Source organism: Sinorhizobium fredii (assembly GCF_002944405.1).
GTDB lineage: Bacteria > Pseudomonadota > Alphaproteobacteria > Rhizobiales > Rhizobiaceae > Sinorhizobium > Sinorhizobium fredii_C.
The window spans coordinates 3,769,912-3,794,308 of the sequence record NZ_CP024307.1; the positions used below are offsets into that span (position 1 = coordinate 3,769,912).

The window sequence follows — 24,397 nt, forward strand, 5'->3', positions numbered from 1 at the left end:
CCAAAGGTCGAGGCTCCGTTTGGGAACTGATCTCAATGCCCCCCTTGGCCGGGGCCCGAAGAAGCGGCCTCGGCGCAAGCGCGACCCGCGCCGGCTGTCCGGCTATGCATTTCTTGGCATCTTCACCCTTGTCGTCGCCGGGCTTTCCGGCTGGGCCGCCTTGGCGCCCGATCCCCTGCTCCGCACTCCGGATCCGGTAGCGAGCGCAGAAGCGAGCCAGGCGCCCGCCGAGCAAGTCGCATCCCCCGCCAAGCCGAAAGGAGCAGCCGGCTCGCTTCGCCCGAGCGGCGCCCGTTCCGGCGCCCATGTCGAGGAGATCCTCACTGACGACGGCGCAACGGTCACGAAATTCACGCCGAGGCCGCGCGACGGCGAGGGCCCGGCGCTGATCAGTGCCGGGGCAACGCGCGGTCAGGATCCCCGCATGGCGGCGCTTCCGAACGAGGACCTCGTCGAAGTCACGCCCGATGGCCGGTTGCCGATCGTCGGTCCGGACGGTTTGCGGCCCATGGATCAATATGCCCGTCCCTGGTCCGGCGCCCGCGGCACCCGCATCGGGCTCGTCGTCGGCGGCCTCGGCCTCAGCCAGACGGGGACCCAGCGGGCGATCCGCGATCTGCCGCCGGACGTGACGCTCGCCTTCGCCGCGGCCGGCAACAGCCTGCAGCGCTGGATGCAGGATGCGCGCCGCGACGGCCACGAGATCCTCCTGCAGATCCCGATGGAGCCCTTCGACTATCCGGACAACGACCCCGGGCCGCATGCGCTTCTCGTCTCTCGCGGCGCCACGAAGAACCTCGCCGAGCTGCACCGCAGCATGGGCCAGATCACCAATTATACCGGCGTCATGAACTATCTCGGCGGCCGCTTTCTCTCCGATGCGGATGCGCTCGAGCCGGTGATGCGCGACCTCGGTAAGCGCGGCCTGTTGTTTCTCGACGACGGCACCTCGGCGCAATCGCTTTCCGGAACGCTCTCTGGCGCCTTCGGCGTGCCGCATGGCTTTGCCGATCTGGTTCTCGACAGCGAACTCAGCCGCGGCGCGATCCTGCGCAAGCTCGACGAACTCGAACGCGTCGCGCGGCGCAACGGCACGGCGATCGGCGTCGCCTCCGCCTTCGAAGAGAGCGTGGCGACGATCGCCGACTGGATGGAGGAGGCCGGCGGGCGCGGCATCGAATTCGTCGGCATTTCGGCTCTCGTCAACGATCCGCAACAAAACTGATCTAAGCAGGCTGAATACCTGACAGCACATGCAAGGGAATGACGACATGGGTAAAGACAAGGGCAAGGCTTTGAAGGCAGAGGACCTGCCTTATCGGCCTTGTGTCGGCGTCATGGTCCTTAATCATGAGGGGCTTGTCTGGGCCGGACATCGGCTCGCGGTCGGCAATTCGGAATATGATGGCTCGCCGCAGCTCTGGCAGATGCCGCAGGGCGGCATCGACGAGGGCGAGGACCCGCTTGAAGCCGCCTATCGCGAGCTTTACGAGGAGACCGGCATGCGCAGCGTTTCGCTGCTTGCCGAGGCGCCCGACTGGATCAATTACGACCTGCCGGAGCACCTGATTGGCATCGGCCTCAAGGGCAAGTTTCGCGGCCAGACGCAGCGCTGGTATGCCTTCCGCTTCGAAGGCGACGAAAGCGAGATCGCCATCAACCCGCCGCCGGGCGGCCACGACCCCGAATTCGACGCCTGGGAATGGAAGCCGATGCGCGAACTGCCGGGCCTGATCGTGCCTTTCAAGCGCAAGGCCTATGAAGAGGTCGTCGCCGCCTTCGCGCATCTGGTGGGTAGGTAGGCCCGCCGTCGGAGCCCGCCCCGCAAAAACGGGACGGGCTACTGATCGCGGATCGTTCGGACCTTCGTCAGGCGAGGACGAAGTCGCTCGTCGTAAGTGTTCTGACGTTCTGCAGGATGGCGACCAGTTGCGGGTCTTCGGCAGTACCCGAGCCGTCGGCATCGAACCAGAGACGGCCATTGTCCGTCTCGAACAGGAACATGCCCTTTCCGCTCGTCGCTGCGGGGTCGGTGCCTGTCACGAGTGTCACCGCCGCATCGCCCCCCGCGATGCCGAAGGCGTCGCGCTCGATGACGAGCTTGTCCTGGCCACGGGTGAAATCGGTGATGACGTCTCCCTCGCCGTCGAATCCGTCCTTATCGAAGACGAACCGGTCGTTGCCGGCACCGCCGGTCAGCCAATCATCGCCCTTGCCGCCGACCAGCATGTCGTTGCCCGTGCGGCCATCGAGGATGTCGTCCGCCTTCCCGCCATAAAGAACATTGCCGTTTGCATTGCCGCGAATCTCATCGTCGGCGCCGCTGCCTCTGATGTTTTCGACGTTCGTCACCGTGAGACCGAGTGCCAGGCCCTTGCTCGCCGCCTGATCCTGGAGATCGAGAACGACCGAAGTCGATCCTTCGCTGAAGGAAAGCGTATCGACACCGCTACCGCCGTCTAACACATCCCTGCCCGATGGATCATCGCGGATGAGAAGGTCGTCGCCAGCATCCCCGAAGAGTTGATCGTCGCCGGCGCCGTCGCGGAGCGTATCGTTGCCGTTTCCGCCGTGCAGGGTGTCGTCGCCGTTGTTGCCCTTGAGCGTGTCGTCGAGAGCGCCGCCGCTCACCCTGTCACGGCCGTTGCTGCCCGCATAATCAAGCCCTTCGAAGCCGTTGAACCATGTCGCCGTATCGACGATCACCGCTGCGCCAGAGAAGGCAAAACTGATTTCCCGCGTCTGCCCAGTGAGATCAAGGTTCAGCACGTCGGTTCCGGCGCCGCCGTCCGCCTTGTCGCCGATGCCGATATAGACCGTGTCATTGCCGTCCTCGACATAGATCACGTCCTTGCCCTCGGTACCGGCGAGGCCCGCGCCGCGGATGATGTCATTGCCAGCGCCGCCTCTCAATCTGTCGTTGCCGGCATCACCCGATATCGTGTCGTCGCCGGCGCCGCCGTTGAGGGTGTCGTTGTTGCCGCCGCCGCTCAACTCGTCATCGAGGCTACCGCCGGCGAAGGTGTTGCTGCCCGCACCCCCGATGAGCTTGACTCGCTCGACGTTCCTCACAAAGACGGACGCGTTGGTAGCGGTCACGTCGGCCGAGAGCTCAAATCCGACATTCGACCAGGACATGCTGAAGTCGATGGTCGCGAAGTCGTTTCCGGCGCCTCCGTCGAGGTCGAGAACCCCATTCGAGGCGCTCCGCGAAAACGTGTCGTTCCCGGCGCCGAGATTGACGACATTGGTGCTGGCACCGCTCGAACCGTCGGCAACGGCGACCTGATCATCGCCGTCGCCGGCGTTGATCGTGTTCCAGCCGTCATAGTCGCGGATAACATCGTTTCCGCCACCGGCGGTCAGCGTGTCGTTGCCGTCACCGCCATCCAGCCAATCCGCACCGTTGCTGCCAATCAGCCTGTCGTTGCCGCCGTAGCCGGAAAACGAGACGGTCTCGGCGGAGCCTACGGATGCAACCACGTCGTCGCCGGCGCCGAACAGGATCTGATAACGCTCGAAATTGGTGAGAACCGAGCCATCGGAAAGCGTGGCGACGGCGCCGTTGACCGAAAAGGTCAGAGCGCCTGTAAGAGAGCTGCGGATAACAGTTACCCAGTCCTTTCCCGCGCCTCCATCGGCCTGGTCCGCACCGCCGCCGCCGAGGGATACTTCGTCATCGCCGCTGCCGCCGATCACATTGTCGATGCCGAGACCTGCGTTGACATAATCATCGCCGGCGCCGAGATCGACCGTATCGTCTCCTCCATCGGAAAAGACGACGTCGTTACCGTCGGCTGTGATGATGCGGTTCGCGTCGGAACCGGCGGCGAAGAAAGAATAATGCTCTATGCCGATAACCGTCGTTCCGCCATCGAGCGTGTTGACCTCGGTCGCCGCCTTGGCGGTAAAATCGCCGGTGAAGTTCCCGATTTGCAGACGATCGCTGCCGCTTGAATCGGTAATCTGGTCCTTCCCTTCGCCATGGGTGTAGATGAAGACATCGTCGCCAGCGCCTCCCTCCGACTTGTCGTCTCCAAGACCGCTGAGAAGAACGTCGTCGCCCGCCCCTCCCTGAAGAATATCCGCGCCGTCGCCGGCGAATATCTGGTCCCTGCCGCTGCCGCCCGAAAGGAGATCGTTGCCGACGTCACTAATGAGCAGATCATCGCCGTCGCCGCCATAGAGCTTGTCGTCGCCGTCGCCGCCGTAGAGATAGTCCTTTCCAGCGTCCCCGAAGAGGATGTCATCCCCGGTTTCGCCGAACAGGCGGTCGGAACCATAGCCGCCGGCGAGCATGTCGGCACCCGTGTGGCCCGTCAGCGTATCATCGCCACGGCCACCCCAAAGCTCGTCATTGCCGGCGCCTCCCCACAGAGCATCGGCATAGGCGCCGCCGGATATCACATCGTCGAAACTGGTCCCGCCAATCGAGAACGACTCCACATTCATCACTTGCATGCCGCCGGTCAGGGTCTGCACGGAAGCCCAATCATCAATCCTGATGTCAAGTCCGGCGCCATAGGCCGCATAGTTGAGCATCACCGTGTCGGTGCCGGAGCCGCCGTCGACGATGTCGCCGGCAGTCTCATCGTATCCGTTGGCGACAATGGTGTCCCGGCCGCTGCCCCCATGCAGCATGTCCTGTCCGACATCACCCATGAGCCGATCGTTGCCGCTGTCACCGTTCAGCGTATCGTCCCCGTCGGCGCCGCGGAGGTCGTCACCCTGAAATGACCCGCTGACGGTATCATTGTCCCCATCACCATTGGCCGTGTCATAGCCCATGCCGCCATTGATGACGTCGGCACCCTCGAGGCCCGTTATGACGTCGGCCTCAAGATCGCTGCCGATCAACACATCGTCGCCGTTCGTACCCGTGATAGTTCCCATTCCTGTCTCCTGACTGGTTGCCTCGGGGACGTGCAGGCTCGAACCACGATCCTCATGTCTCGCCCGTCAAAATCGGATTGTTCGGAGAAATGCCGCGGGCGTGCCGCTCGATTGCTCAAAGGCCGCACTGCCCAGTCCCGCCGGCTGTCGCCAACGCAGCCCCCGCATTTCAATGCCTTGTCGCATTGAGGCGCATCCGATCTGCAAACTGACCATGAGCGAGCCGGAAAAACAGCGTGAAATGAACGAGAACCGGCAAATTTCCGTGACCTGCTTCGACCCCCATACCGGATCATGCATTCGCATGACCTCGAGAACGGAGCTTCCGTTCCGCTGCCATCTATGCGCGAGTTATGAGGTCTCTCCTGTTCCTGTCGGAACAGTCAAATGCGTTGGGCCGAAACGTCGCCGCTGTCGATCCGGGCGTGGTGCGCTGCTTCAATTCTCGCATCGCACATCATGACGCGATTGGGTCTTGCGCATGGACCTTTGCGCAACATCCGTACGGTGCGGGCTATCTTGCAATAAGCTCAATACAAAAGCGCCGCGCGTAGCACGCGCGGCGCTTTATCCAAACAAATTCGATACTATTCGGCTTCGTTTGCCGGGGCGGCGTTGAGCTGCCCGTATTTTTCCTCGCCGATCGTTTCGAGCAGCTGGATCTGCGACTCGAGGAAGTCGATGTGGCCCTCCTCGTCGGCGAGCAGTTCCTCGAAGAGTTTCATCGAGACATAGTCGCCGGCCGCGTGACAGACGTCGCGGGAATTCTTGTAGGCCGTGCGGGCGTCGTATTCGCCGGCGAGGTCGGCCTTCAGCACTTCCTTGACATTCTGGCCGATGCGCAGCGGCGCCACCGTCTGCAGGTTCGGATGGCCTTCGAGGAAGATGATGCGTGCGATGAGTTTGTCGGCGTGGTGCATTTCCTCGATAGATTCCTCACGCTCCTTCTTTGCAAGCAGCGTGTAGCCCCAGTCTTCGAGAAAGCGGTAATGCACCCAGTACTGGTTTACGGCACCGAGTTCGAGAAAGAGCGCTTCGTTAAGCTGCTCGATGACCTTTGCGTCGCCTTTCAAGATCCGCCCTCCGGTTTTCTTCGTGGAATTGTTTTAGGCGGGTCATGAAATCAAATATCTCGGCGTCCGTCGAGTCGCGACGGGCGTGATATTGCTCGGTGGTGCGGATGATGATGTCGACGACATTGGGGAAACAGCCGCAGCAACGACCGCGCTTTTCCATCGCGTGATAGACTTTCGCCGGCACGATCAGCTGCCAACAGTCCTCATCGAGGAGGCCGATGATCGTGTCCTCGATCTCTTTTTCGGTGATGAAATTGCAGCTGCAAACCAGCATTTCGTCTTGCCCGTCAAACGCAACATCCTGAATTTGCGATAAAGCAAAAGAGGATATTTGCCGTCAACAAAAAACTCCTCTCCATAAAGTTGAAGGGTATATTAGAGGCGTTCTAATCTTGAGGAAAAATTTCGTGTTTTCATCGGATTAGCGGATTCTAAGGCACCGATTTTTCTCTCATGGCTTGCAGATTGGGTCGGAAAGGCTGCGACATTTTTACACAGGCTTACCCGCAGCCAAAGCCGGAGACAATCGGGCGATGCAACGATCTGCAGTTGGCAAGCCGACCGAGGATCAATGGAAGTTGCGTCCCTTCGGCATGACCTCGGCCACCTCGCTCCCCGACTCCGACGTTTTTCGTCCCTCTTGTTGAGAAGGCATCAGGCGCAATTGCCGGAGTGCTTTCTTGTCGCGGGCATCCGCGGTCGGCCTGAGCGCCTCGTCGGCCCGATCATTGGCTCCGAAGCGCCTGGCCTCGTTGCGCAGGAGCCCGAGCATCGGCGTCATGTCCTCCATATGTTCGGCGACCACATGGATGACGCCGCTTTCGCTCTGTAAGCGGCCGCGTATCTTCACGAGCCGGGATCCCATGACCTGCCGCCGATATTTCTGGAAGGTCTTCTCCCAGACGATGATGTTGGCAACACCGGTTTCGTCCTCGATCGTCATGAAGATGACGCCATTGGCCGAACCCGGCCGCTGGCGAACGAGCACAAGGCCTGCCACCGTCACCCGTCTTCCGGCCGGGGTCCGCGCCAAATCCCGGCTGGAAAGAATGCTCATGCGCGAGAAATCCTCTCGCATGAAGGAGACCGGGTGGGCCTTCAGCGACAGCGTCAGGTAGCGATAGTCATGGATGACATGTTCGCCGGCGGGCATGTCCGGCAGGGCAACCGCCGGCTCGACCTGTAGGTCCGTCGAACCGGCCCCATCGAAAAGCGGCAGGCGCTCGACCGCCGACTGCTCGTTGAGCGCCTTCACCGCCCAGAGGGCTCTTCGCCGGTCGAGGCCGATGGAGCGGAAGGCATCCGCATTCGCAAGACGCTCCAGCACGGCCCGCGTCAGCCCGGAGCGGACCCAGAGATCGTGAACGGACCGGTATCCCTCGCCGCGGCGCGCGACGAGCGCCCCCATATCCGCTTGCCGCAATCCCTTGACCAGCCGGAAACCGAGCCGGACGGCCTTCTGCGACTTGATCACATCCCGCATATCCGCATGGCGCGGGTCGACCGCATCCTTGCTGAACATCCTCTCGCCTTCGAGCAGGGCATCCCAGTCCGAGTGGTTGACGTCGACCGGCAGGATTTTCACCCCGTGTTCGCGGGCATCGCGCACGAGCTGCGCGGGCGCATAGAAGCCCATCGGCTGCGAGTTCAGAAGCGCGGCGCAGAAGACATCCGGATAATAGGCCTTGAACCAGGAGGAGGCATAGACGAGCGAGGCGAAGGAGGCGGCATGGCTCTCGGGAAAACCATATTCGCCGAAACCCTTGATCTGGTTGAAGCAGCGCTCGGCGAACTCCCTTTCATAGCCGTTCTTGACCATGCCATCGATCATCTTCCGCTCGAAAGTATGGATCGTGCCGGTCCGCTTGAAGGTCGCCATGGCGCGGCGCAGGCGATCGGCCTCGCTCGGCGAGAAGCCGGCGGCGGTGATGGCGATCTGCATTGCCTGCTCCTGGAACAGCGGCACGCCCAGCGTTCTTTCCAGGACCGCCTTCAATTCCTCGCTCGGATAGTCGACCGCTTCTCCCCGGCGCTGCGCCTCGCGCCGCTTCAGATAGGGATGCACCATGTTGCCCTGGATGGGACCCGGGCGGACGATCGCCACCTCGATCACCAGATCGTACATTTCGCGCGGTCTGAGCCGCGGCAGCATGCTCATCTGCGCACGGCTTTCGATCTGGAACACCCCGACCGTATCGGCGCGGCAGATCATGTCGTAAACGGCCTCTTTCTGGTCTTGGTAGAGTTCGGCGAGCGTTTTCGGCTTGCCGTAATGGGCTTCCAGGAACTTGAAGGCCCTGGCGAGGCAGGTCAGCATGCCGAGCGCCAGCACGTCGACCTTGAGGATCTTCAACTGGTCGAGATCGTCCTTGTCCCATTCGATCATGTAGCGGTCGGGCATGGCCGTGTTCATGATCGGCACAACCTCGTCGAGCCTGTCGCGGGTGATGACGAAGCCGCCGACATGCTGGGAGAGGTGCCTCGGGAAGTTCATGAGCAGGCTGGCATAGGCAAGCACGCGCCTCGTCAGCGGATCCGCCATGTCGAGCCCCGCCCCCCTCGCCTGTTCCTCGGTGAAGGGCGAAGTGCCCCAGCCCCAGACGGAACTGACGAGAGCCGATTGTATGTCCTCCGACAGGCCGAAGGCCTTGGCGACCTCGCGGCCGGCCGAACGCGAGCGGTAGCTGATCACCGCGGCAGTGAGCCCGGCATGCTCCTTGCCGTAGGTTCTGTAGATATATTGGATGACCTCTTCGCGCCGCTCGTGTTCGAAGTCGACATCTATATCGGGCGGCTCGTCGCGGTCGCGCGACAGGAAGCGGTCGAACAGCAGCGTGAACTTCTGCGGATCGACGTCGGTGATGCCGAGGCAGAAACAGACGGAGGAGTTGGCGGCAGACCCCCGCCCCTGGCAGAGAATGTTCACGCTGCGGGCAAATTTCACCAGCTTGTGGACGGTCAGGAAATAGGGCTCGTATTTCTTGTCGTGGATGAGTTCGAGCTCGTATTCGATCTGCCGCTTTACCTTTTCCGGCACGCCGGAAGGATACCGCTCGCGCGCACCTTCGGCGACGAGCCTCCGCAGGCTTTCGGCCGGCGTCTCGCCCGCGGCGTTTTCGTCCGGATATTGATGGCTGAGCTCGTCGAGGCTGAAGGAAAGCCGCTTGAAGAATTTGCCCGCATTGACGATCGCTTCGGGATAGTCGCGGAAAAGCCGCACCATCTCCTGCGGGCCCTTCAGGTGCCTTTCGGCATTCTTCTGGAGGAGGAAGCCGGCGCTGGCGATCGACACATGCTCGCGAATGGCGGTGACCACATCCGCAAGCGGCCGGTAGTGCGGATCGTGATAGAGTGCGTCATTGGTGGCCAGAAGCCGGACATCGAGGCTCCTGGCGAGGGCGGCGAGAACGGCGAAGTCATGCCGGTCGAAGCCGTCATAACGGGGCGCAAGGCCGAGATAGAGCCGGTTGCCGGCATGCTCCCGCAATGTCTCAAGAAGCGTGCCCAGGATTTCCGGCTGCGGCCGGCCTTCGCCCGGCATGACGATCAGCAGCAGTTCCTCCTGCCATTCGAGAAGATCGGCGAGATGAAGCGTGCAGTCGCCTTTCTTCGAACGCAGGTTGCCGGCGCTGAGCAGTCGGCAGAGATGCCCCCAGCCCTGCCTGTTCCGGGGATAGGCGAGAATGTCCGGCGTGCCATCGGCAAAGACCAGGCGGGCCCCGGGCTGGAAAGGATAATTCTCCACTTTTGCCTTGGCATGGGCCCTGACGACACCGGCCACGCTGTTGCGGTCGGCGACGCCGAGGCCTGAAAGCCCGATCTTCTTGGCAAAGACGATCATCTCCTCGGCCGGCGCCGCCCCTTCTAAAAAGGAGAAATTCGTGCGCGCTCCAAGCTCGTAGAAGATCGGCGCCTCGCTCATGCGAAAACTCCGTGCATGAACCAGCGGGCTGCCGCGACTTCCCTTCCGTAAAGGCCTTCGCGGAACAGCCAGAAACGGCGGCCCTCCTGATCCTCGACCCGGAAATAGTCGCGCGTCGGATGGTCCTCCCCGTCGATCCACCATTCGGCGGCGATCCGCTCGGGACCCTCGGCGCGGGCGACGCGATACTGGGTCTTTCGCCAGTTGAAGCTGCGCGGGGCGCCGTCCGGCACCTCGGCCGTCGCCTCCACCAGTTCGGGGTAGGCGAAAACCCGAAGCGGGCGGTTTTCCGGAAAGACCCTGCCGTCAGAGCCAGGCGGCGCCATCACCGCCGCCACATTCCTGACCGCGGCAAACCCGCCCGCCCGCTCCGGCAGGTGGCTTTCGGCAAGGCTCGCCTGCATCAGGCAATCGGGGCCGAACCGGGCGGCAACCTTGTCGATGAAGGCGGCAAGCGGCTGGCTTTCCTCGGGCACGCCGGAAAAATCCTGCTGCGCCGGATCGAGCCTTTCGCTGCGCAAAACGGCCAGCCTGAGGATTTCGAAGCCGTAGCCGGCATCGAGATCGTCATGGACCGCCTGCAGCCGTTCGCGAAAGAGCGCCGCGATGCGGCCGGCATCATTCAACGGCATGGCCGCATGCGCCCGCACACGGAATACCCGTCCGTCGACGCGAAACAGAAGAAGCTCGAACAGCCGCCCGCCTTCGCCATGCCGCTCCAGCGAGGTGCGGACGTCCTTGGCAAGGTGACGGGTCAGTTCGAGAATGTATTCCTCGTCCATCAGCGGTTCGGCGAGCCGGCGCTCGGCGGCAAAGCTCGGCACCGGCAGGCGCGGCGACAAAGGTTCGTCCGCCGCGCCTCTCGCCTGGTCGAGCCTGAGGAGAAGGAGGGAACCGAAGCGGCGGGCAAGCGGCGCGCGCGGCGCTTCGAGAAGGTCGCCGATCTGTTTCAGCCCGACGCGCTCGAGGGCTGCGGCGGTTTCCTTCGGCAGGCGGAGCGCCGCAACCGGCAAGGGTGCAAGAACCCGACCGGCCTCTCCCGCTTCGATGACGGCCACATCGCCGTAGCGGGCGGCGGCCCAGGAAAGGCCGGCTGCGGAGGAGACGGTCGCCCGCGCCTCGACGCCGAGCGAGAAAAGCCGGGACAGGAGATCGCTGACAAGCCCCTTCTCGCCGCCATGCAGGTGGGCGCAGCCGGTGATGTCGAGAAACAGGCCGTCCTTTCCGTCGAGCGCGACCAGCGGCGTGTAGCGGTCGCACCAGTCGGCAAGCCCTTCCAGAAAGGCCTGGTCGGCCGCCGGATCGGCGGCGATCACGTCGAGCGCCGGGCACATGGCGCGGGCCTCCGCCGCCCCCTGCCCGCGCTTCAGGCCGATCTTCTCGGCAAGCGTGTCGAGCGCGACGAGGCGCATGGCATTGTCGATCTTGGCGGCGAAAACGACCGGCGGATGATCAGGACGCCCGCGCGAAAGCCAGGAGGCGCCCCAGCGGCTGCGCGCGAGGCGGTCGGCCGGCAGGTGAGGAAAGTGGATCGACAGGATTCTCTGGCTGTCCGTTGGCCTGAAGAGCGGCGCTCCGGCGTTCGTCGAGGGGGTAGAAGCGGCGGTCATGGGCGTTCCATTCCAGAAAGATGTCGGCAGCGGCATAAGCCCTGCTTTTTTCGACAAGGAGGTGAAAGGCGGGATGGTCGATGCTGCCGCAAAGCACCGAGCCATCGGGGAGAGGACGTTCGCCGGCCGGCGCCGGCTTGATCTGGAAGCGGAAAAAGGCGCTGCTCGCCTCCTCCTTGCCCGCCTGGCGGAAGAGAAGCAGAGGCACATGACCCGCCCGGGCCCGGACATTGAGGCGCCGGCTCTCGCTCAAGGTGAGACAGGCGGGATTGCCGCGGATTTCCAGAACGACCGCGGCGAAGACCGGCACCGAAAGCGCCGTCTCGGCGACCCAGAGCGCATCCTTGACGGTGCGCGCCGCGACGAAGAGGAAGCGCTCCGGATCGAGCCCATAGGACTTGAGGCCGGGCGCATAGAGTTGCCCCGCCTCGCGGCAAGCGAGCGCCTGGCTGATCCAGAGCACCGGAGCGAGATGGCCTTTCTCCCTCCTCTCCTGCTGGTAGAGCACCGCAAGCGCCGCCACGAAGCCGGCGGCCGCGCCCGCATCGCGGGTTTCGGCATTGCGGATTTCCATCATCCCTTCGAGCGGCAGCCCGCCCTTGAGGAGACCGTCGAGCGGCCCGATCCCGAGCGGCAGCACCTTGCGATGCAAGGTCCCTTCACTGCCGCGCCGAAAGCCGGCGGCATCGGCCGTCTTGGCGGTCCGCACGATTCCAGGCAAGCTGCAATTTTCAATCCGTGCTATGGTGTCACGAAGGGAAAGTATGGTTTGCCGTTGCACGGCGTTCTCGGCCATGACGGTCAACTCCCATCAAATGTTCATGTTATGTTCTTATGGATTCCAGAGCTGGCAGGAAGAGTCAACAGCAAAGAATAAGAATTTATTCCTCAGCCTCGCCTGAACAGAATTCAACACTCGAAAAACAAACGGGAAATCGCTATATGAGGGCAACAAGGAGTGCCTATGGCCCGCATTGACCAGACCGATGATTGGCGGGAACGCCACGCACCGACGCTTACCACATTCGAACAGCTTGCTTTTGAAGCCTATAGCCACCTACCGGACGAATTCCGCAAGCTGACGACGGACCTCATCATCGAAGTTGCCGATTTCCCCAGCGACGACGTCTTCGAAGACATGGCGCTCGAGACGCCTTTCGACCTGCTCGGCCTCTTCGAAGGCCGCGGCATCGGCGAACGCTTCACCATGGAGACCGGCCAGTTTCCCAACCGCATCACCCTCTACCGCCGCCCGATCCTCGACTACTGGGCGGAAAACGAGGAAACACTCGGCGATATCATCACCCATGTGCTGATTCACGAGATCGGCCACCATTTCGGTCTTTCCGACGACGACATGGAGCGGATCGAGGCGAGCGTCGAGCACGTCGGCGGTTAGGGCACAAACGACCTTCCATCGATTTGCCCCTCATCCGCCTGCCGGCACCTTCGCCCCGCTCGCGGGGAGAAGGTCGCGGCAGCGGGATGAGGGGGCAAGCAACCGTCGCCTAATCTTCGATCTTGCGCGCTTCCGAGACAAGCATGATCGGCACGCCGTCGCGGATCGGATAGGCGAGGCGGGCCTTTTCCGAGACCAGCTCGTGGGCCTCGGCATCGTAGCTAAGCCGCCCCTTTGTCAGCGGACAGACGAGCAATTCGAGAAGTTTCGGATCGACCCTGCTGGCGTTTGCGTCCATGGCTTCGTCTTCACTGCAGAATGTTGTCGAGATCGCCGAAATTGCGGGCGAGCACGATCTCGGTAATCGCGATCAGCGTTTCGGCGCGCGTCTTGAGATCCGGCGCTTCGAGCAGCGCCTGCTTCTCCGCCGGCCCATAGGGCGACATCATCGCCATCGAATTGACGAGCGTACGGTTGCTCGCCCGTTCGACGCTTTCCCAGTCCGCCTCCAGCTTGTTGGCGTCGAGATAGGCGCGAAAGGCGGCAAGCAGCGCCTCGCGATCGACGAGGGCCTCGTCGTCCGGCCCTTCGAGATCGGCCGCGAAGGGGCCGATGCGGAAGCGGCGATAGCCGCGCACGCCGGAAATTTCGGCAAACAGCCTGTAGCGGCAGACGCCGGTGAGCGAGGTGATGTAGCGGCCGTCGCCGGTTTCGGCGAAGGAGGTGATGCGGCCGATGCAGCCGACCTGGCAGAGTGCCGGCACCGGCGAGGAATCGATGTCGCTGCGGCCTTCGGCAAAGGAGGGCTGGACGATGCCGATCAGCCGGTCACCGGAGAGCGCGTCATCGAACATTGCGAGGTAGCGGGGTTCAAAGATGTTGAGAGGAAGCTGGGCACCCGGAAGCAGCAGCGCGCCCGTCAGGGGGAAGACCGGAATGATCTCCGGCAGATCCTTCGGACTGAGATAACGCGCATTTCCGACATGCATTTCCGATTGCCCCTGAAGATCGCGGCGTCCCCCATTTCATAAACGCGGGCCGCACGCTCAAGAAATGGTGCATCCCTCGAAAATCTCAAGGCAAAAGCTGCGATCGGAGACGCAAAAAACGGCTCGGCTGCCGGCTGTCTTCCGATCAGGAGAAGAGAAGAGAAGACAGCTTGCGCCGGGCGGCAATCGTCGTCGGATCCTTCGGTCCCCACACTTCGAAGAAGGACAGGAGCTCGCGCCGGGCGGCGTCGTCCTCGAAGCTGCGGTCGCGCTTCATGATCGTCAGGAGATGCTCGGCGGCGCCGGTCCTGTCGCCCTCGACATTGCGGATCTTGGCAAGCTTCAGCCGTGCCGCGTGGTCGTCCGGGTTGTGTGCCAGTTGCTGCTCGAGAGCCACCGGATCGCCGAGCTTGCGAGCCTCCTCGATCTGATCGAGCTTCTTCGAAACGGCACCGATTGCCGCGGCTTTCGCCGGTTCTTCCGGCAGTTGCGAGAGCGCCTGGCGCGCCTCGGCAAGCTGGCCGAGCGCGATCATGCATTCGACCATGCCGGCGATCGCCTCGGTGTTTTCCGGCTCCGCCTGCAGCACGGCGCCGTAGAGGCCGGCGGCGTTCTGGGCATCGCCGGCTTCGAAAAGCGCCTTGGCGTCGGCAAGCACGGCCTCGACCTCTGCCTTGGAATCGTCGACGGCCGGGCCGGCGATACGGTCGATGAACTGCTTGATCTGGCTCTCGGGGATAGCGCCCATGAAGCCGTCGACGGGACGCCCGCCGACAAAAGCGATGACCGCCGGGATCGACTGGATGCCGAGCTGTCCGGCGATCGACGGATGGTCGTCGATGTTCATCTTGACGAGCTTGACGCGGCCGGCGGCTTCCTTGACCACCTTCTCGATGACCGGCGTCAGCTGTTTGCAGGGGCCGCACCAGGGTGCCCAGAAATCGACCAGCACCGGCTGCTGGCGCGAGGCCTCGAGCACGTCGCGGGCGAAGGCGGCGGTGGTCGTCTCCTTGATCAGGTCGCCGGCGACCGCGGCATTCGGTGCCGGCTGCCCGCCGAACGAGGCCGAGGCCGTCATCTGGTTGCCGAAGGAACCTGCATAGGGATTGTCGCTACCGCCCATTCTTCTCTCTCCTCGCGGGCTTGCCGCCCGACTTGATGCTTTCCGCACCAAAGATCGTATGTCAGGCCGTCACTTTCAAGACAAGCGGCTCGTGTCCGGTCGCCTCCATGAAGCGCAGCATATCGGTGGCGGCGATCGAGGTCGTCTGGTCGTTCGAGAGCGGGTGGCAGTTGATCGTGTCGAATTCCATCAGCCCCTCGTCGAGAATGATCTTCACCTTGCCCGAGGTGTCGTTGATCGCGCCGAAGGCGGTCACGGCGCCGGGGATCACGCCCAGATATTCCATCAGCTTCTCCGGCTTGCCGAAGGAGACCTTGCTGGCCGCGCCGATGGTCTGATGAATGGTCTTCAGGTCCACCGTCGCATTCTCCTCGACGGTCAGCAGGAAATAATTGTCCTTTTTGTCCTTCAGGAACAGGTTTTTTGTATGTCCGCCGGGAATTTCATCGCGCAGCGCCACCGATTCGGCGACGGTAAAGACCGGCTGATGCTGCTTCGTCCTGTGCTCGATACCGAGTTCGTCGAGAAAGCGGAATAGGTCTTCCGCGGATTTCGGCTGTGCCTCGCTCATCATCTTGATCCTTCCGACGGCTTTAGATTTTGTCCTGCTTTACGAGGAAGGGCCGGCTTACGCAATCTCAAGGGCGGCCAACGGCGGGGGATCGCGGCATGGCGGCCTTTTGGGATTAGCCCGAAAAAATTCTTGCCTTCCGCGCCATTTCCCTGTTGCATTTGAAAAATCGATAGGCCATATAGCGCCGGTCGCCGCAAGACGGGGCGGCAACCCACGGTCCACAGACTACCCCGGACCTGGGTCTGATGAGCGGGTGTAGCTCAGGGGTAGAGCACAACCTTGCCAAGGTTGGGGTCGAGGGTTCGAATCCCTTCGCCCGCTCCAGTTTTCTCAAAGATTATCAGCAGCTTTCTAGCAGCTTTTGCCTGTCTAAAACGCGTCCTAACAAGCTCACTGTCAGCGCTCGCGAGCACTTGCTTAAAGTTGTTGACAGGAATCTCGTTTATTGAATCTATGGGCGTAGGAGATTTCGGGATGAGCTACCTGATAGGAGTGGGACTATACACGCCTGCGGAAGCAGGACGCCTCCTTCACGTGCCCGCGTCGAAAATCTCTCGATGGCTGCGCGGACACTCCGCCAGGGTTCTACGTACGCACCGCTCTGGGCTCCGGCAATCAATCTTGGTGATGATCGGTTGGTGCTCGACTTCAGAGACCTGATGGAAATCAGAGTTGCAGACGCGTTCATTCGAGCAGGTATTTCAGCAATAAAGGTGCGCGCTGCAATTCAGATTGCCCGTGAGGAGCTCGGCCGCGACCACCCTCTTTCTACCGACCGATTTCGGACTGATGGACGTAAGATATTCTTGCACGTCATCGAGACCGACCCCGACGGCCAGGAACGAGAACGCCTGCTGAACATGGCCTTTGACGTGCCCGAATCATCGGTGCGCCGCGCCGTGGAATTTGAAGGTTCTCTCAGTCAGCGGATGGTGAAGGTTCTGTTCGACAACTGCACCTCGCCAGTTCTCGCCTCAACATTACATGGTTTCATAAGTCACTTTGGCCACTCGGCCCTGCACATCAAAGATCTCTCCGGCTTACCGCGCGGGCGAAATTCCACCGATTTGGAATGGATAGAATTTTTGCGCACCTCAGCGGAATCGTGGATGTTCATCACCGGAGATACCCGAGTTCTCAGAAATTCGGCAGAACGAGCAGCACTACGCTCCGCTGGGTTACACGGCTTTGTCTTGGCGCCCGCCTATCAAAAATCGCCTATGCACATGGTGGCAGCGACAATCGTTTCCAGATGGCCTTGCCGCACCTTCGATGCACGAGTTCCGATCGGCAAACACACGAAGCTTCGCTCTCTCCCTCTTTGAGCACCTTTAGATACTTCGCGCTATATATCCGTTTCAGCTCTTGGCGAAAACGTAGTCCGTCTCTTGCCGGAGCACCTCACCCGGCCTCAGCACACCATTCGGAAAACCTCGGTGGTTCACCGCATCGGGCCAGACTTGCGTCTCGAGGCAGAAGCCGGCGAAGGGGCCGTAGCGGCGGCCTTCGAGGCCAGAGACCGGCACGTTCAGTTTGGATCCGGTGTAAAGCTGGACGCCGGGCTCGGTCGTCCGCACCTCCAGCGAGACGCCGGAATTGATGCTGCGCACCAGCGCCACCGAGCGCTTCCGCATGCGCTCCGGCGAGAGGCAGAAATTATGGTCATAGGCGATCCTGTCGCCTTGCATCTGGCGCTTGAGCGAGGTCATCTCGCGGAGGTCGAAGGCAGTGCCGGCGACGGGGCGGATTTCGCCGGTCGGGATCAGCCGCTCGTCCGTCGGCAGGTAATGGTCGGCGGCGATCATGATGTCATGGCCGCGCGCGTCCTCGCCGCCGTCGAGATTGAAATAGCTGTGCTGGCAGACATTGGCGAGCGTCGGCGCGTCGGTCTCGGTTTCGTAGAGGACGTTCAGCGTGCCGCCCGGCTTCAGCGCATAGGTGCAGGTCACCGTGCAGTTGCCGGGATAGCCGGCGCGGCCATCGGGATCGGTGATCCGGAGCGTCACGCTGCCCTCCGCCCGGTCGAGGATCGTCCAGTTGCGCTTGCCGATATTGTCGCTGCCGCCGTGCAGATGTGTGACGCCCTTCTCGTTGAGCTCGAGTTGATAGGCCTTGCCGTCGAGCATGAAGCCCCCGTCGCCGATGCGGTTGGCGTTGCGCCCGGGCGTGGCGCCGAAATAGGAGGAGTGGGCCGGATAGCTTTGGAAATCCTCAAAGCCGAGCACGAGCGGCGCCTGATGGCCGTCAAGCCGCAGGTCCTGGATGACCGAGCCCCAGGTCAAAACCCTGGCGGTCAGCCCGCCGCCCGTGAGCGTCAGCCGATGCACCGGTTCGCCGGACGGCAGGTGGCCGAAGATTTCCGTGTCGGTGCTCATCGTTTCTCCCCTCGCGACATCATCCAAGCGGGCGACAAACTGCGTCATTTCCGGCGGGGCGGCAACCGGAAAGTCACACTTTTCAACGCGACAATTCTTTGGTCGCCGCCTGCAGGCCGGCGAGCGTCAGCGGGAACATCCGCCCGTGAAAGAGCGCGCGGATCACGCCGATCGAATGGGTATGGCGCCAATGGCTCTCCGGCACCGGGTTGAGCCAGATCGACCGCGGGAAATGCGCCGTCAGGCGCTCGAGCCAGAGCGCCCCCGCTTCGTCGTTCCAGTGCTCGACCGAGCCGCCCGGATGGCTGATCTCGTAGGGGCTCATCGCGGCGTCGCCCACGAAGATGGCGCGGTAATCGCTGCCATAGGTGCGCAGGACCTCCGTGGTGCGGGTAATGTCGGCGCGGCGGCGGCGATTGTCCTTCCACAGGCCCTCATAGACGCAATTGTGGAAGTAGAAATAGTCCATCTGGCGGAACTCGGCGCGGGCCGCCGAGAACAGCTCCTCGACGATGCGGATGTGGTCGTCCATCGATCCGCCGACGTCGAAGAACATCAGGAGCTTGACGGCATTGCGGCGCTCCGGCCGGGTGACCACGTCGAGATAGCCGTGCTCGGCGGTGGAACGGATCGTGCCGGAGAGGTCGAGTTCGTCGGCCGCCCCTTGGCGCACCCAGCGCCTGAGCCGCTTCAGCGCCACCTTGATGTTGCGGGTACCGAGCTCGACTGTGTCGTCGTAGTCCTTGAACTCGCGCCGGTCCCAGACCTTGACCGCACGCCGATGCCGCGAGCCTTCCTGGCCGATCCTGATACCTTCGGGATTGTAGCCATAGGCGCCGAAGGGCGAGGTGCCGGCCGTGCCGATCCATTTCGAGCCGCCCTGGTGACGGCCGGTCTGCTCGGCAAGCCGCTGGCGCAGCGTCTCCATCAGCCTGTCGAAACCGCCGAGCGCCTCGACGAGCTTCTTCTCCTCCTCGGTCAGATATTTCTCGGCGAGCTTCTTCAGCCACTCCTCGGGGATCGCCACTTCGGCAACATTCTGCGACGGGGAAACCGCTTCGAGCCCGGCGAAGCAATGCCGGAACACCCGGTCGAAACGGTCGATGTAGCGCTCGTCCTTGATCAGCGCCGTGCGCGCCAGAAAATAGAAGGCCTCCACGTCGAAAGCGGCGATCCCCTTCTCCATTCCCTCGATCAGCGACAGAAACTCCCGAAGCGTCACCGGGATCTTCTCTGCCTTCAGTTCAAGGAAGAAGGGAATGAACATCACTCTCCGCTGCCGATCTTTTCGAGCTCGTAAGGCGTCGTCTGGTACATCTCGTTGATCCAGTTGCCGAAGAAAAGATGCGCATGGCTGCGCCAGCGGTTCTGCGGCGGCAGGGTCGAATCATTGTGCGGGAAATAGTCGTGCGGCAGCTTGATCGGCACGCCGGCGTCCACGTCGCGGAAATATTCGTCTGAGAGCGAGGTGGAATCATATTCGACGTGATTGAACATATAGAGCCGGTTGCCCTTCTTCTCGTGCACCAGGCAGACGCCCATCTCCCTCGATTCCATCAGGATCTCGAGACCCGGCACCCGGTCGATATCAGCGCGGCGTACCTCCGTCCAGCGCGACACGGGGACGGCGAAATCGTCGGAAAAGCCGTTCAGATAGACGGAGGAGGGCTTGAGATTCTGATGACGATAGACGCCGAAGGCCTTTTCCTTGAGCGGATATTTCGGCACGCCGTGGAAGTGGTAGATCGCCGCCATCGCGCCCCAACAGACGTTCAGCGTCGAATGCACATGCGTTTCGGTCCAGTCGAAAATCCGCTGCAGCTCGTCCCAATAGGTGACCTCTTCATAGTCGAGCGTCTCGACCGGGGCGCCGGTGATGATGAAGCCGTCGAACTTGCGGCCCTTCACCTCCTCCCAGGTCTCGTAAAAGGCGAAGAGATGCTCTTCTGGCGTGTTCTTCGGTCGATAGCCGCCGATGCGCACCAGCGTCAGTTCCACCTGCAGCGGCGTCGCGCCGATCAGCCGGGCGATCTGGATCTCCGTCTTGATCTTGTTCGGCATCAGGTTCAAGAGCCCGATCTGCAGCGGGCGGATGTCCTGGCGGACCGCCGCCGTCTCGGTCATCACCCGCACGCCCTCGTTGACGAGCGTTTCAAAGGCAGGCAGCGTATCGGGAATCTTGATGGGCATGGGTCCACTCGATCAATACAAAAAAACCGGCGGCGAGATGATCGCGACCGGTCCTCGGAAATCCGTTCTTTCCTCGGCCCTTTAGCGATTTCTTTAACGTGGCTGCAAGCCGGCCGGCCAAATCACCACAGGATCGTTTGATAGCGTGGCGCCGGGCAGGTGGTCAATGGAAAAGGAGTCTTGGGGTTTGCGGCCCCTCATCCGGCCTGCCGGCCACCTCTCCCCGTTCAACGGGGAGAAGGGACTCGCGGCGGCGCCCAAGCTCTCCCCCCCCCCCGCGAGCGGGGGCTAGTCCTCGGGTTAAGCCCGAGGAGAGGGGCAAACCCGAGGAAAAGGGCGAAGCGTCGCGTACTGCAGCAAGTCCAGACCTTCCTGCATTCCGTACCCCAGACGCGTGACGGCCTTGTCGGGGCTCATCCAAAAGAAGCAGAAGCGGATCGGCGCTCCACCGCCGTCCAGCGTCATTTCGTGATGCAGTCATGTTTGCCGCTGTTCGCCTTCAAGGGCGACGTGGAAATAGTGGCGGCGATGGCAGATTTCCCTATCACCTTTCCCGTAGCGAAAATCCCGGGTGGCGAATTGCGTCGCCGTGTCCGGCAGCGTGAGCCCGGTCTCCTCGAAAAATTCCCGACGGGCCGCGCCTTCCGGGCTCTCGCCAGGCTCAATCGTGCCGCCCGGCACCTGCAGCTCGATTTCGGGAAAATCCGGTTCGTCGAAGACCAGCAGCGAACCCCGCCAGGTGGCGTAGATCAGGACCTTTTGCGCGTCCGGGCTCATGCGTCGCGGCGCGCCATGAAGGCCAGGCGCTCGAACAGGTGCACGTCCTGCTCGTTCTTTAAAAGGGCGCCGTGCAGCTTCGGCAGCATCGATTTTGGATCGGCGCGCAGGTCGGCCGGATCGATCTCATCGGCGACCAGAAGGCGGATCCAGTCGAGAGCCTCGGAGGTCGAGGGCTTCTTTTTGAGCCCCGGCACCTCGCGGATGCCGTAGAAGGCGGCAAGGGCCGCCGATAGCAGGGTCTTGCGGATGCCCGGATAGTGGACCTCGACGATGCGGGCGAGCGTCTCGGCATCGGGAAAGCGGATATAGTGGAAGAAGCAGCGGCGCAGGAAGGCGTCCGGCAGTTCCTTTTCGTTGTTCGAAGTGATGACGACGATCGGCCGGTGCCGCGCGCGGATCGTCTCGCCGGTCTCGTAGACATGGAACTCCATCCGGTCGAGTTCCTGCAAGAGGTCGTTGGGAAATTCAATGTCCGCCTTGTCGATCTCGTCGATCAGCAGCACCACCTTTTCCGACGCCTCGAAAGCCTGCCAGAGCTTGCCCTTGCGGATATAGTTCTTCACGTCGTTGACGCGGGCGTCGCCGAGCTGGCTGTCGCGCAGCCGCGAGACGGCGTCGTAATCGTAGAGCCCCTGCTGCGCCTTGGTGGTCGATTTGACGCTCCACTCTATGAGGTCGAGGCCAAGTGCCGCGGCGATCTGGCGGGCGAGCTCGGTCTTGCCGGTGCCTGGCTCGCCCTTGACGAGCAGCGGCCGCTCCAGCCTTATCGCCGCATTGACGGCGACCATCAGGTCCTTTTCGGCAATATAGTCGGCGGTGCCTTCAAACTGCATGGACCTGCTACTCTCGAGGTTGATGAATGCGCGAAAACCGATCCCGCCTCACCCGCGAAATGCCGTGACCTCGATTTCGATCAGCATTTCCGGGCGGATCAGGTCGCAAACGACCATCGTCGCGGCTGGGCGGATCTCGCCGAAAACCCCGCCGAAAATCGGGAAGACCCGGTCGGCGAAGCTGGCGTCGGTGACGTAGTAATGATTGCGCACGACGTCCGAGAGCGAGAAGCCGGCTTCCTTCAGCGCAGCCTCGATCGTCTTCAGGCAGTTGCGCGCCTGTTCCTCGACCGTCTTCGGCATGGTCATGCTGGCGTAGTCGTAGCCGGTCGTGCCGGAGACGAAGCACCAGTCGCCCTTGACGACGGCACGCGAATAGCCTGCCGTCTTCTCGAAGGGCGATCCGGTCGAAATCAGCCTGCGCGTCATCCGCGAGCCGTTCAGGCCCAGGGGCGCGATGCGGCGGTCGACTTCTCGAAGCTGTCGATGGCGCCCGCCTTTTCGAGCGTCAGGCCGATGTCGTCGAGGCCGTTCAGCAGGCAATGGCGCTTGAAGGCATCGATCTCGAACTTGATCGAACCGCCGTCCGGGCCGGTGATTTCCTGGGCTTCCAGATCGACAGACAAGACGGCATTGGAGCCGCGGTTGGCATCGTCCATCAGCTTGTCGAGGTCGGCCTGGCTGACGACGATCGGCAGGATGCCGTTCTTGAAACAGTTGTTGTAGAAGATGTCGGCGAAAGACGTCGAGATGACGCAGCGGATGCCGAAATCGAGGAGCGCCCAGGGCGCATGCTCGCGCGAGGAGCCGCAGCCGAAATTGTCGCCGGCAACCAGGATCTTGGCGTTCTGATAGGCCGGCTTGTTGAGCACGAAATCGGGGTTCGGCGTGCCGTCCTCGTTGTAGCGCGCCTCGGCGAAAAGCCCCGTGCCGAGGCCGGTGCGCTTGATCGTCTTCAGGTAGTCCTTCGGGATGATCATGTCCGTGTCGATGTTGACGACGGGCAGGGGCGCAGCAACGCCGGTGAGCTTGACGAACTTGTCCATGGTCTAGCCTTCGATTTCAGCGGAAGTGTTGGGAGAGCGTTTAGATCAGTTTCGCGCCGAAATGAAGGAGAATCTGTGCTGCGGGCCTTGGCGGCTCGCTTCTGGAGCGTCCTTTGAGCGTTTCTAGAGATCGATGATCGTGCCGCGCCCGTCGTTCCAGATCCGCATTTCGCGCTGCTGGCCGGCATTTGCCCGGGCCCGTGCCGGCATCGGCTTCGCCCTGAACCGCGCGGCGATCGCACTGCCGATCGCGACGACGGCGGCGATGCCGGCAAGCGCCAGGGCGAGCGAGGCGGTCAGCACGAAGGCCGCGACCGTGATGGCAATGGCGGCGGCCGTGAAAAGAACAGAGCGGATGCTTTGCATGTTCGTCACCTTTCTTTAAGCCATGTGGTGGCTCGCGGCACCGCTTGCAAGAGGGGCCTTCGACCTTGCGCAAGGCAACAAAGGCGGGCACAACGGGTTGCATGACACGTGCGACAGATCATCATCCCGTGCGGCTCCGCCGCTCCGTGCTTAGCGTTCCTGCCGACAATCCCCGCGCGCTCGCCAAGATCAAGGACCTTGCCGCAGACGCGGTGATCTTCGACCTCGAGGATGCCGTGACGCCCGAGCACAAGGCGCAAGCCCGCGACGCCCTTGTCAGCCATCTGTCCGCAAACCGTCCCGACGGCGAAGCGATCATCCGCATCAATGTGGCGGAATCGGGATTCCGCGAAGCGGATCTTGCCGCCTCGGTCGTGCTGCGCCCGGACGCCATTCTTCTGCCGAAGGTCGAAAGCCCTGCCGACATCCAAGCGGTGCTCGATTGGCTCTCCGACAACGACGCGCCCGAAAGCCTGCGGCTCTGGGCGATGATCGAGACGCCGCGCGGCGTCATCAACGTGCCGGCGATCGCCGAGATGGGGCGCACCGTCGGCGGTCGGCTCGATTGCTTCGTCGTCGGCCTCAACGACCTGCGCAAGGCGACGGGCGTTCCCGCCCTTCCCGGCCGCACCTATCTCGTGCCATGGCTGATGCAGGTCCTGCTTGCCGCCCGCGGCAGCGGTCTCGACGCCATCGACGCGGTCTTCAACGATTTTCGCGACGCGGAGGGTTTTGGGACCGAGTGCCGGCAGGGGCGGGACATGGGGTACGACGGCAAGATGCTGATCCACCCCGCCCAGATCGACGAAGCCAATCGCTGCTTCGGCATAGACCAGGCGGCACTCGACGAGGCGCACGCGATCATCGGCGCCTTCGCCCGGCCGGAACATGCCGGCAAGGGCGTGATCAATCTAGACGGCCGCATGGTCGAGCGCCTCCATCTCGACGAGGCGCTGAAACTCGCCACGAAAGCGGACATCATCGAAAAGCGAAAGGTGAAACCTTGAAACTCTACCGATTTCTGACCGGTCCCGACGACGCTTCGTTTTGCCACAAGGTGACGGCGGCTTTGAACCAGGGTTGGAGCCTGCACGGCTCGCCTACCTATGCCTTCAACGCCGATACCCAGCACATGCAATGCGGCCAGGCGGTGGTGAAGGAGGTGGAGGGCAAGGATTACCAGCCGGATATGAAGCTGTCGGAGCAGTAAGGCCGAATACC

General features: G+C 62.5%; 23 protein-coding genes, 1 tRNA gene, 1 pseudogene and 1 riboswitch. Of the genes and pseudogenes, 7 read left to right on the plus strand and 18 right to left on the minus strand.

Features of this window, described 5'->3' with window-relative positions; translation table 11 throughout:
• Positions 1 to 19 precede the first annotated feature (19 nt).
• Positions 20 to 1,225: a divergent polysaccharide deacetylase family protein gene (locus NXT3_RS18510; RefSeq protein ID WP_104839830.1), complete on the plus strand. Its 1,206-nt coding sequence runs from the start codon at positions 20 to 22 to the stop codon at positions 1,223 to 1,225.
• Positions 1,226 to 1,271: 46 nt separating this feature from the next.
• Positions 1,272 to 1,802 carry an RNA pyrophosphohydrolase gene (locus tag NXT3_RS18515; protein WP_037417951.1) on the plus strand — a complete coding sequence of 177 codons (531 nt, stop codon included), beginning with the start codon at positions 1,272 to 1,274 and terminating at the stop codon, positions 1,800 to 1,802.
• A gap of 67 nt (positions 1,803 to 1,869) precedes the next feature.
• Here NXT3_RS18515 and NXT3_RS18520 read toward each other — a convergent pair whose 3' ends face one another.
• The 6 genes from NXT3_RS18520 to NXT3_RS32470 form a co-directional block, all read right to left on the minus strand.
• On the minus strand, positions 1,870 to 4,893 hold the full coding sequence (locus tag NXT3_RS18520; protein ID WP_104839831.1) for a calcium-binding protein: 3,024 nt from the start codon (positions 4,891 to 4,893) through the stop codon (positions 1,870 to 1,872).
• A gap of 587 nt (positions 4,894 to 5,480) precedes the next feature.
• Positions 5,481 to 5,966: a bacterioferritin gene (gene bfr, locus NXT3_RS18525; RefSeq protein ID WP_018235917.1), complete on the minus strand. Its 486-nt coding sequence runs from the start codon at positions 5,964 to 5,966 to the stop codon at positions 5,481 to 5,483.
• Positions 5,932 to 6,243 carry a (2Fe-2S)-binding protein gene (locus NXT3_RS18530; protein WP_037417961.1) on the minus strand — a complete coding sequence of 104 codons (312 nt, stop codon included), beginning with the start codon at positions 6,241 to 6,243 and terminating at the stop codon, positions 5,932 to 5,934. The genes bfr and NXT3_RS18530 overlap by 35 nt, the downstream gene beginning before the upstream one ends.
• Positions 6,244 to 6,537: 294 nt before the next feature.
• Positions 6,538 to 9,891: an error-prone DNA polymerase gene (locus tag NXT3_RS18535; protein WP_104839832.1), complete on the minus strand. Its 3,354-nt coding sequence runs from the start codon at positions 9,889 to 9,891 to the stop codon at positions 6,538 to 6,540.
• Positions 9,888 to 11,303, minus strand: a complete 1,416-nt coding sequence (locus NXT3_RS18540) for a DUF6504 family protein (RefSeq protein WP_234828123.1) — start codon at positions 11,301 to 11,303, stop codon at positions 9,888 to 9,890. Before NXT3_RS18540 ends, NXT3_RS18535 begins: the two co-directional genes overlap by 4 nt.
• A 40-nt stretch (positions 11,304 to 11,343) precedes the next feature.
• Complete coding sequence (locus tag NXT3_RS32470; protein ID WP_037417969.1) at positions 11,344 to 12,297, minus strand: ImuA family protein; 954 nt, start codon at positions 12,295 to 12,297, stop codon at positions 11,344 to 11,346.
• Between the two features lie 168 nt (positions 12,298 to 12,465).
• Between NXT3_RS32470 and NXT3_RS18545 the strand changes: the two genes are divergently transcribed.
• Positions 12,466 to 12,900, plus strand: a complete 435-nt coding sequence (locus NXT3_RS18545; protein WP_037389938.1) for a metallopeptidase family protein — start codon at positions 12,466 to 12,468, stop codon at positions 12,898 to 12,900.
• 109 nt (positions 12,901 to 13,009) lie between these two features.
• Here the strand turns inward: NXT3_RS18545 and NXT3_RS18550 are convergent, their stop codons facing one another.
• The 4 genes from NXT3_RS18550 to NXT3_RS18565 form a co-directional block, all read right to left on the minus strand.
• Entirely contained in the window at positions 13,010 to 13,198 is a 189-nt protein-coding gene (locus NXT3_RS18550) for a Trm112 family protein (RefSeq protein WP_018235934.1), read from the minus strand.
• Positions 13,199 to 13,208: 10 nt separating this feature from the next.
• Entirely contained in the window at positions 13,209 to 13,889 is a 681-nt protein-coding gene (locus NXT3_RS18555) for an LON peptidase substrate-binding domain-containing protein (RefSeq protein ID WP_037389940.1), read from the minus strand.
• A 145-nt stretch (positions 13,890 to 14,034) separates the two neighbouring features.
• Positions 14,035 to 15,012 (minus strand): thioredoxin, encoded by a 978-nt coding sequence (gene trxA / locus NXT3_RS18560; RefSeq protein WP_104839834.1) that lies wholly within the window; start codon positions 15,010 to 15,012, stop codon positions 14,035 to 14,037.
• 61 nt (positions 15,013 to 15,073) lie between these two features.
• On the minus strand, positions 15,074 to 15,583 hold the full coding sequence (locus NXT3_RS18565) for a prolyl-tRNA synthetase associated domain-containing protein (protein WP_037418183.1): 510 nt from the start codon (positions 15,581 to 15,583) through the stop codon (positions 15,074 to 15,076).
• Between the two features lie 252 nt (positions 15,584 to 15,835).
• On the opposite strand from NXT3_RS18565, the gene NXT3_RS18570 reads away from it, so the two are divergent.
• Positions 15,836 to 15,910, plus strand: a tRNA-Gly gene (locus NXT3_RS18570).
• 335 nt (positions 15,911 to 16,245) lie between these two features.
• Positions 16,246 to 16,911: a PIN-like domain-containing protein gene (locus tag NXT3_RS32475; protein ID WP_234828067.1), complete on the plus strand. Its 666-nt coding sequence runs from the start codon at positions 16,246 to 16,248 to the stop codon at positions 16,909 to 16,911.
• 33 nt (positions 16,912 to 16,944) lie between these two features.
• Here NXT3_RS32475 and NXT3_RS18580 read toward each other — a convergent pair whose 3' ends face one another.
• From NXT3_RS18580 to NXT3_RS18615, 8 genes and pseudogenes are all read right to left on the minus strand, one after another.
• Positions 16,945 to 17,961, minus strand: coding sequence for an aldose epimerase family protein (locus NXT3_RS18580; protein ID WP_104840039.1), 1,017 nt, complete (start codon positions 17,959 to 17,961; stop codon positions 16,945 to 16,947).
• A gap of 82 nt (positions 17,962 to 18,043) precedes the next feature.
• Positions 18,044 to 19,228 (minus strand): vWA domain-containing protein, encoded by a 1,185-nt coding sequence (locus NXT3_RS18585; RefSeq protein ID WP_104839835.1) that lies wholly within the window; start codon positions 19,226 to 19,228, stop codon positions 18,044 to 18,046.
• Positions 19,228 to 20,151, minus strand: a complete 924-nt coding sequence (metA, locus tag NXT3_RS18590; protein ID WP_037417986.1) for a homoserine O-acetyltransferase MetA — start codon at positions 20,149 to 20,151, stop codon at positions 19,228 to 19,230. The genes NXT3_RS18585 and metA overlap by 1 nt, the downstream gene beginning before the upstream one ends.
• Positions 20,152 to 20,212: 61 nt before the next feature.
• A riboswitch (SAM riboswitch) is annotated at positions 20,213 to 20,290 on the minus strand.
• A gap of 161 nt (positions 20,291 to 20,451) precedes the next feature.
• Positions 20,452 to 20,928 (minus strand): annotated as a pseudogene (locus NXT3_RS33285) (NUDIX hydrolase).
• Entirely contained in the window at positions 20,925 to 21,764 is an 840-nt protein-coding gene (locus tag NXT3_RS18600; RefSeq protein ID WP_104839836.1) for an AAA family ATPase, read from the minus strand. Before NXT3_RS18600 ends, NXT3_RS33285 begins: the two are co-directional and overlap by 4 nt.
• 48 nt (positions 21,765 to 21,812) lie before the next feature.
• Positions 21,813 to 22,193 carry a RidA family protein gene (locus NXT3_RS18605; RefSeq protein WP_097526130.1) on the minus strand — a complete coding sequence of 127 codons (381 nt, stop codon included), beginning with the start codon at positions 22,191 to 22,193 and terminating at the stop codon, positions 21,813 to 21,815.
• Between the two features lie 11 nt (positions 22,194 to 22,204).
• Complete coding sequence (gene leuD / locus NXT3_RS18610; RefSeq protein WP_097526129.1) at positions 22,205 to 22,810, minus strand: 3-isopropylmalate dehydratase small subunit; 606 nt, start codon at positions 22,808 to 22,810, stop codon at positions 22,205 to 22,207.
• Positions 22,811 to 22,933: 123 nt separating this feature from the next.
• The gene (locus NXT3_RS18615) at positions 22,934 to 23,176 is read right to left on the minus strand and encodes a hypothetical protein (protein ID WP_097526128.1); all 243 of its coding nucleotides are present in this window, start codon (positions 23,174 to 23,176) and stop codon (positions 22,934 to 22,936) included.
• Positions 23,177 to 23,277: 101 nt separating this feature from the next.
• On the opposite strand from NXT3_RS18615, the gene NXT3_RS18620 reads away from it, so the two are divergent.
• A complete protein-coding gene (locus NXT3_RS18620; RefSeq protein WP_104839837.1) occupies positions 23,278 to 24,183 on the plus strand; it encodes an HpcH/HpaI aldolase/citrate lyase family protein in 906 nt (301 codons plus the stop codon).
• Positions 24,180 to 24,386: a DUF1737 domain-containing protein gene (locus NXT3_RS18625; RefSeq protein WP_037390390.1), complete on the plus strand. Its 207-nt coding sequence runs from the start codon at positions 24,180 to 24,182 to the stop codon at positions 24,384 to 24,386. The genes NXT3_RS18620 and NXT3_RS18625 overlap by 4 nt, the downstream gene beginning before the upstream one ends.
• Positions 24,387 to 24,397 lie beyond the last annotated feature (11 nt).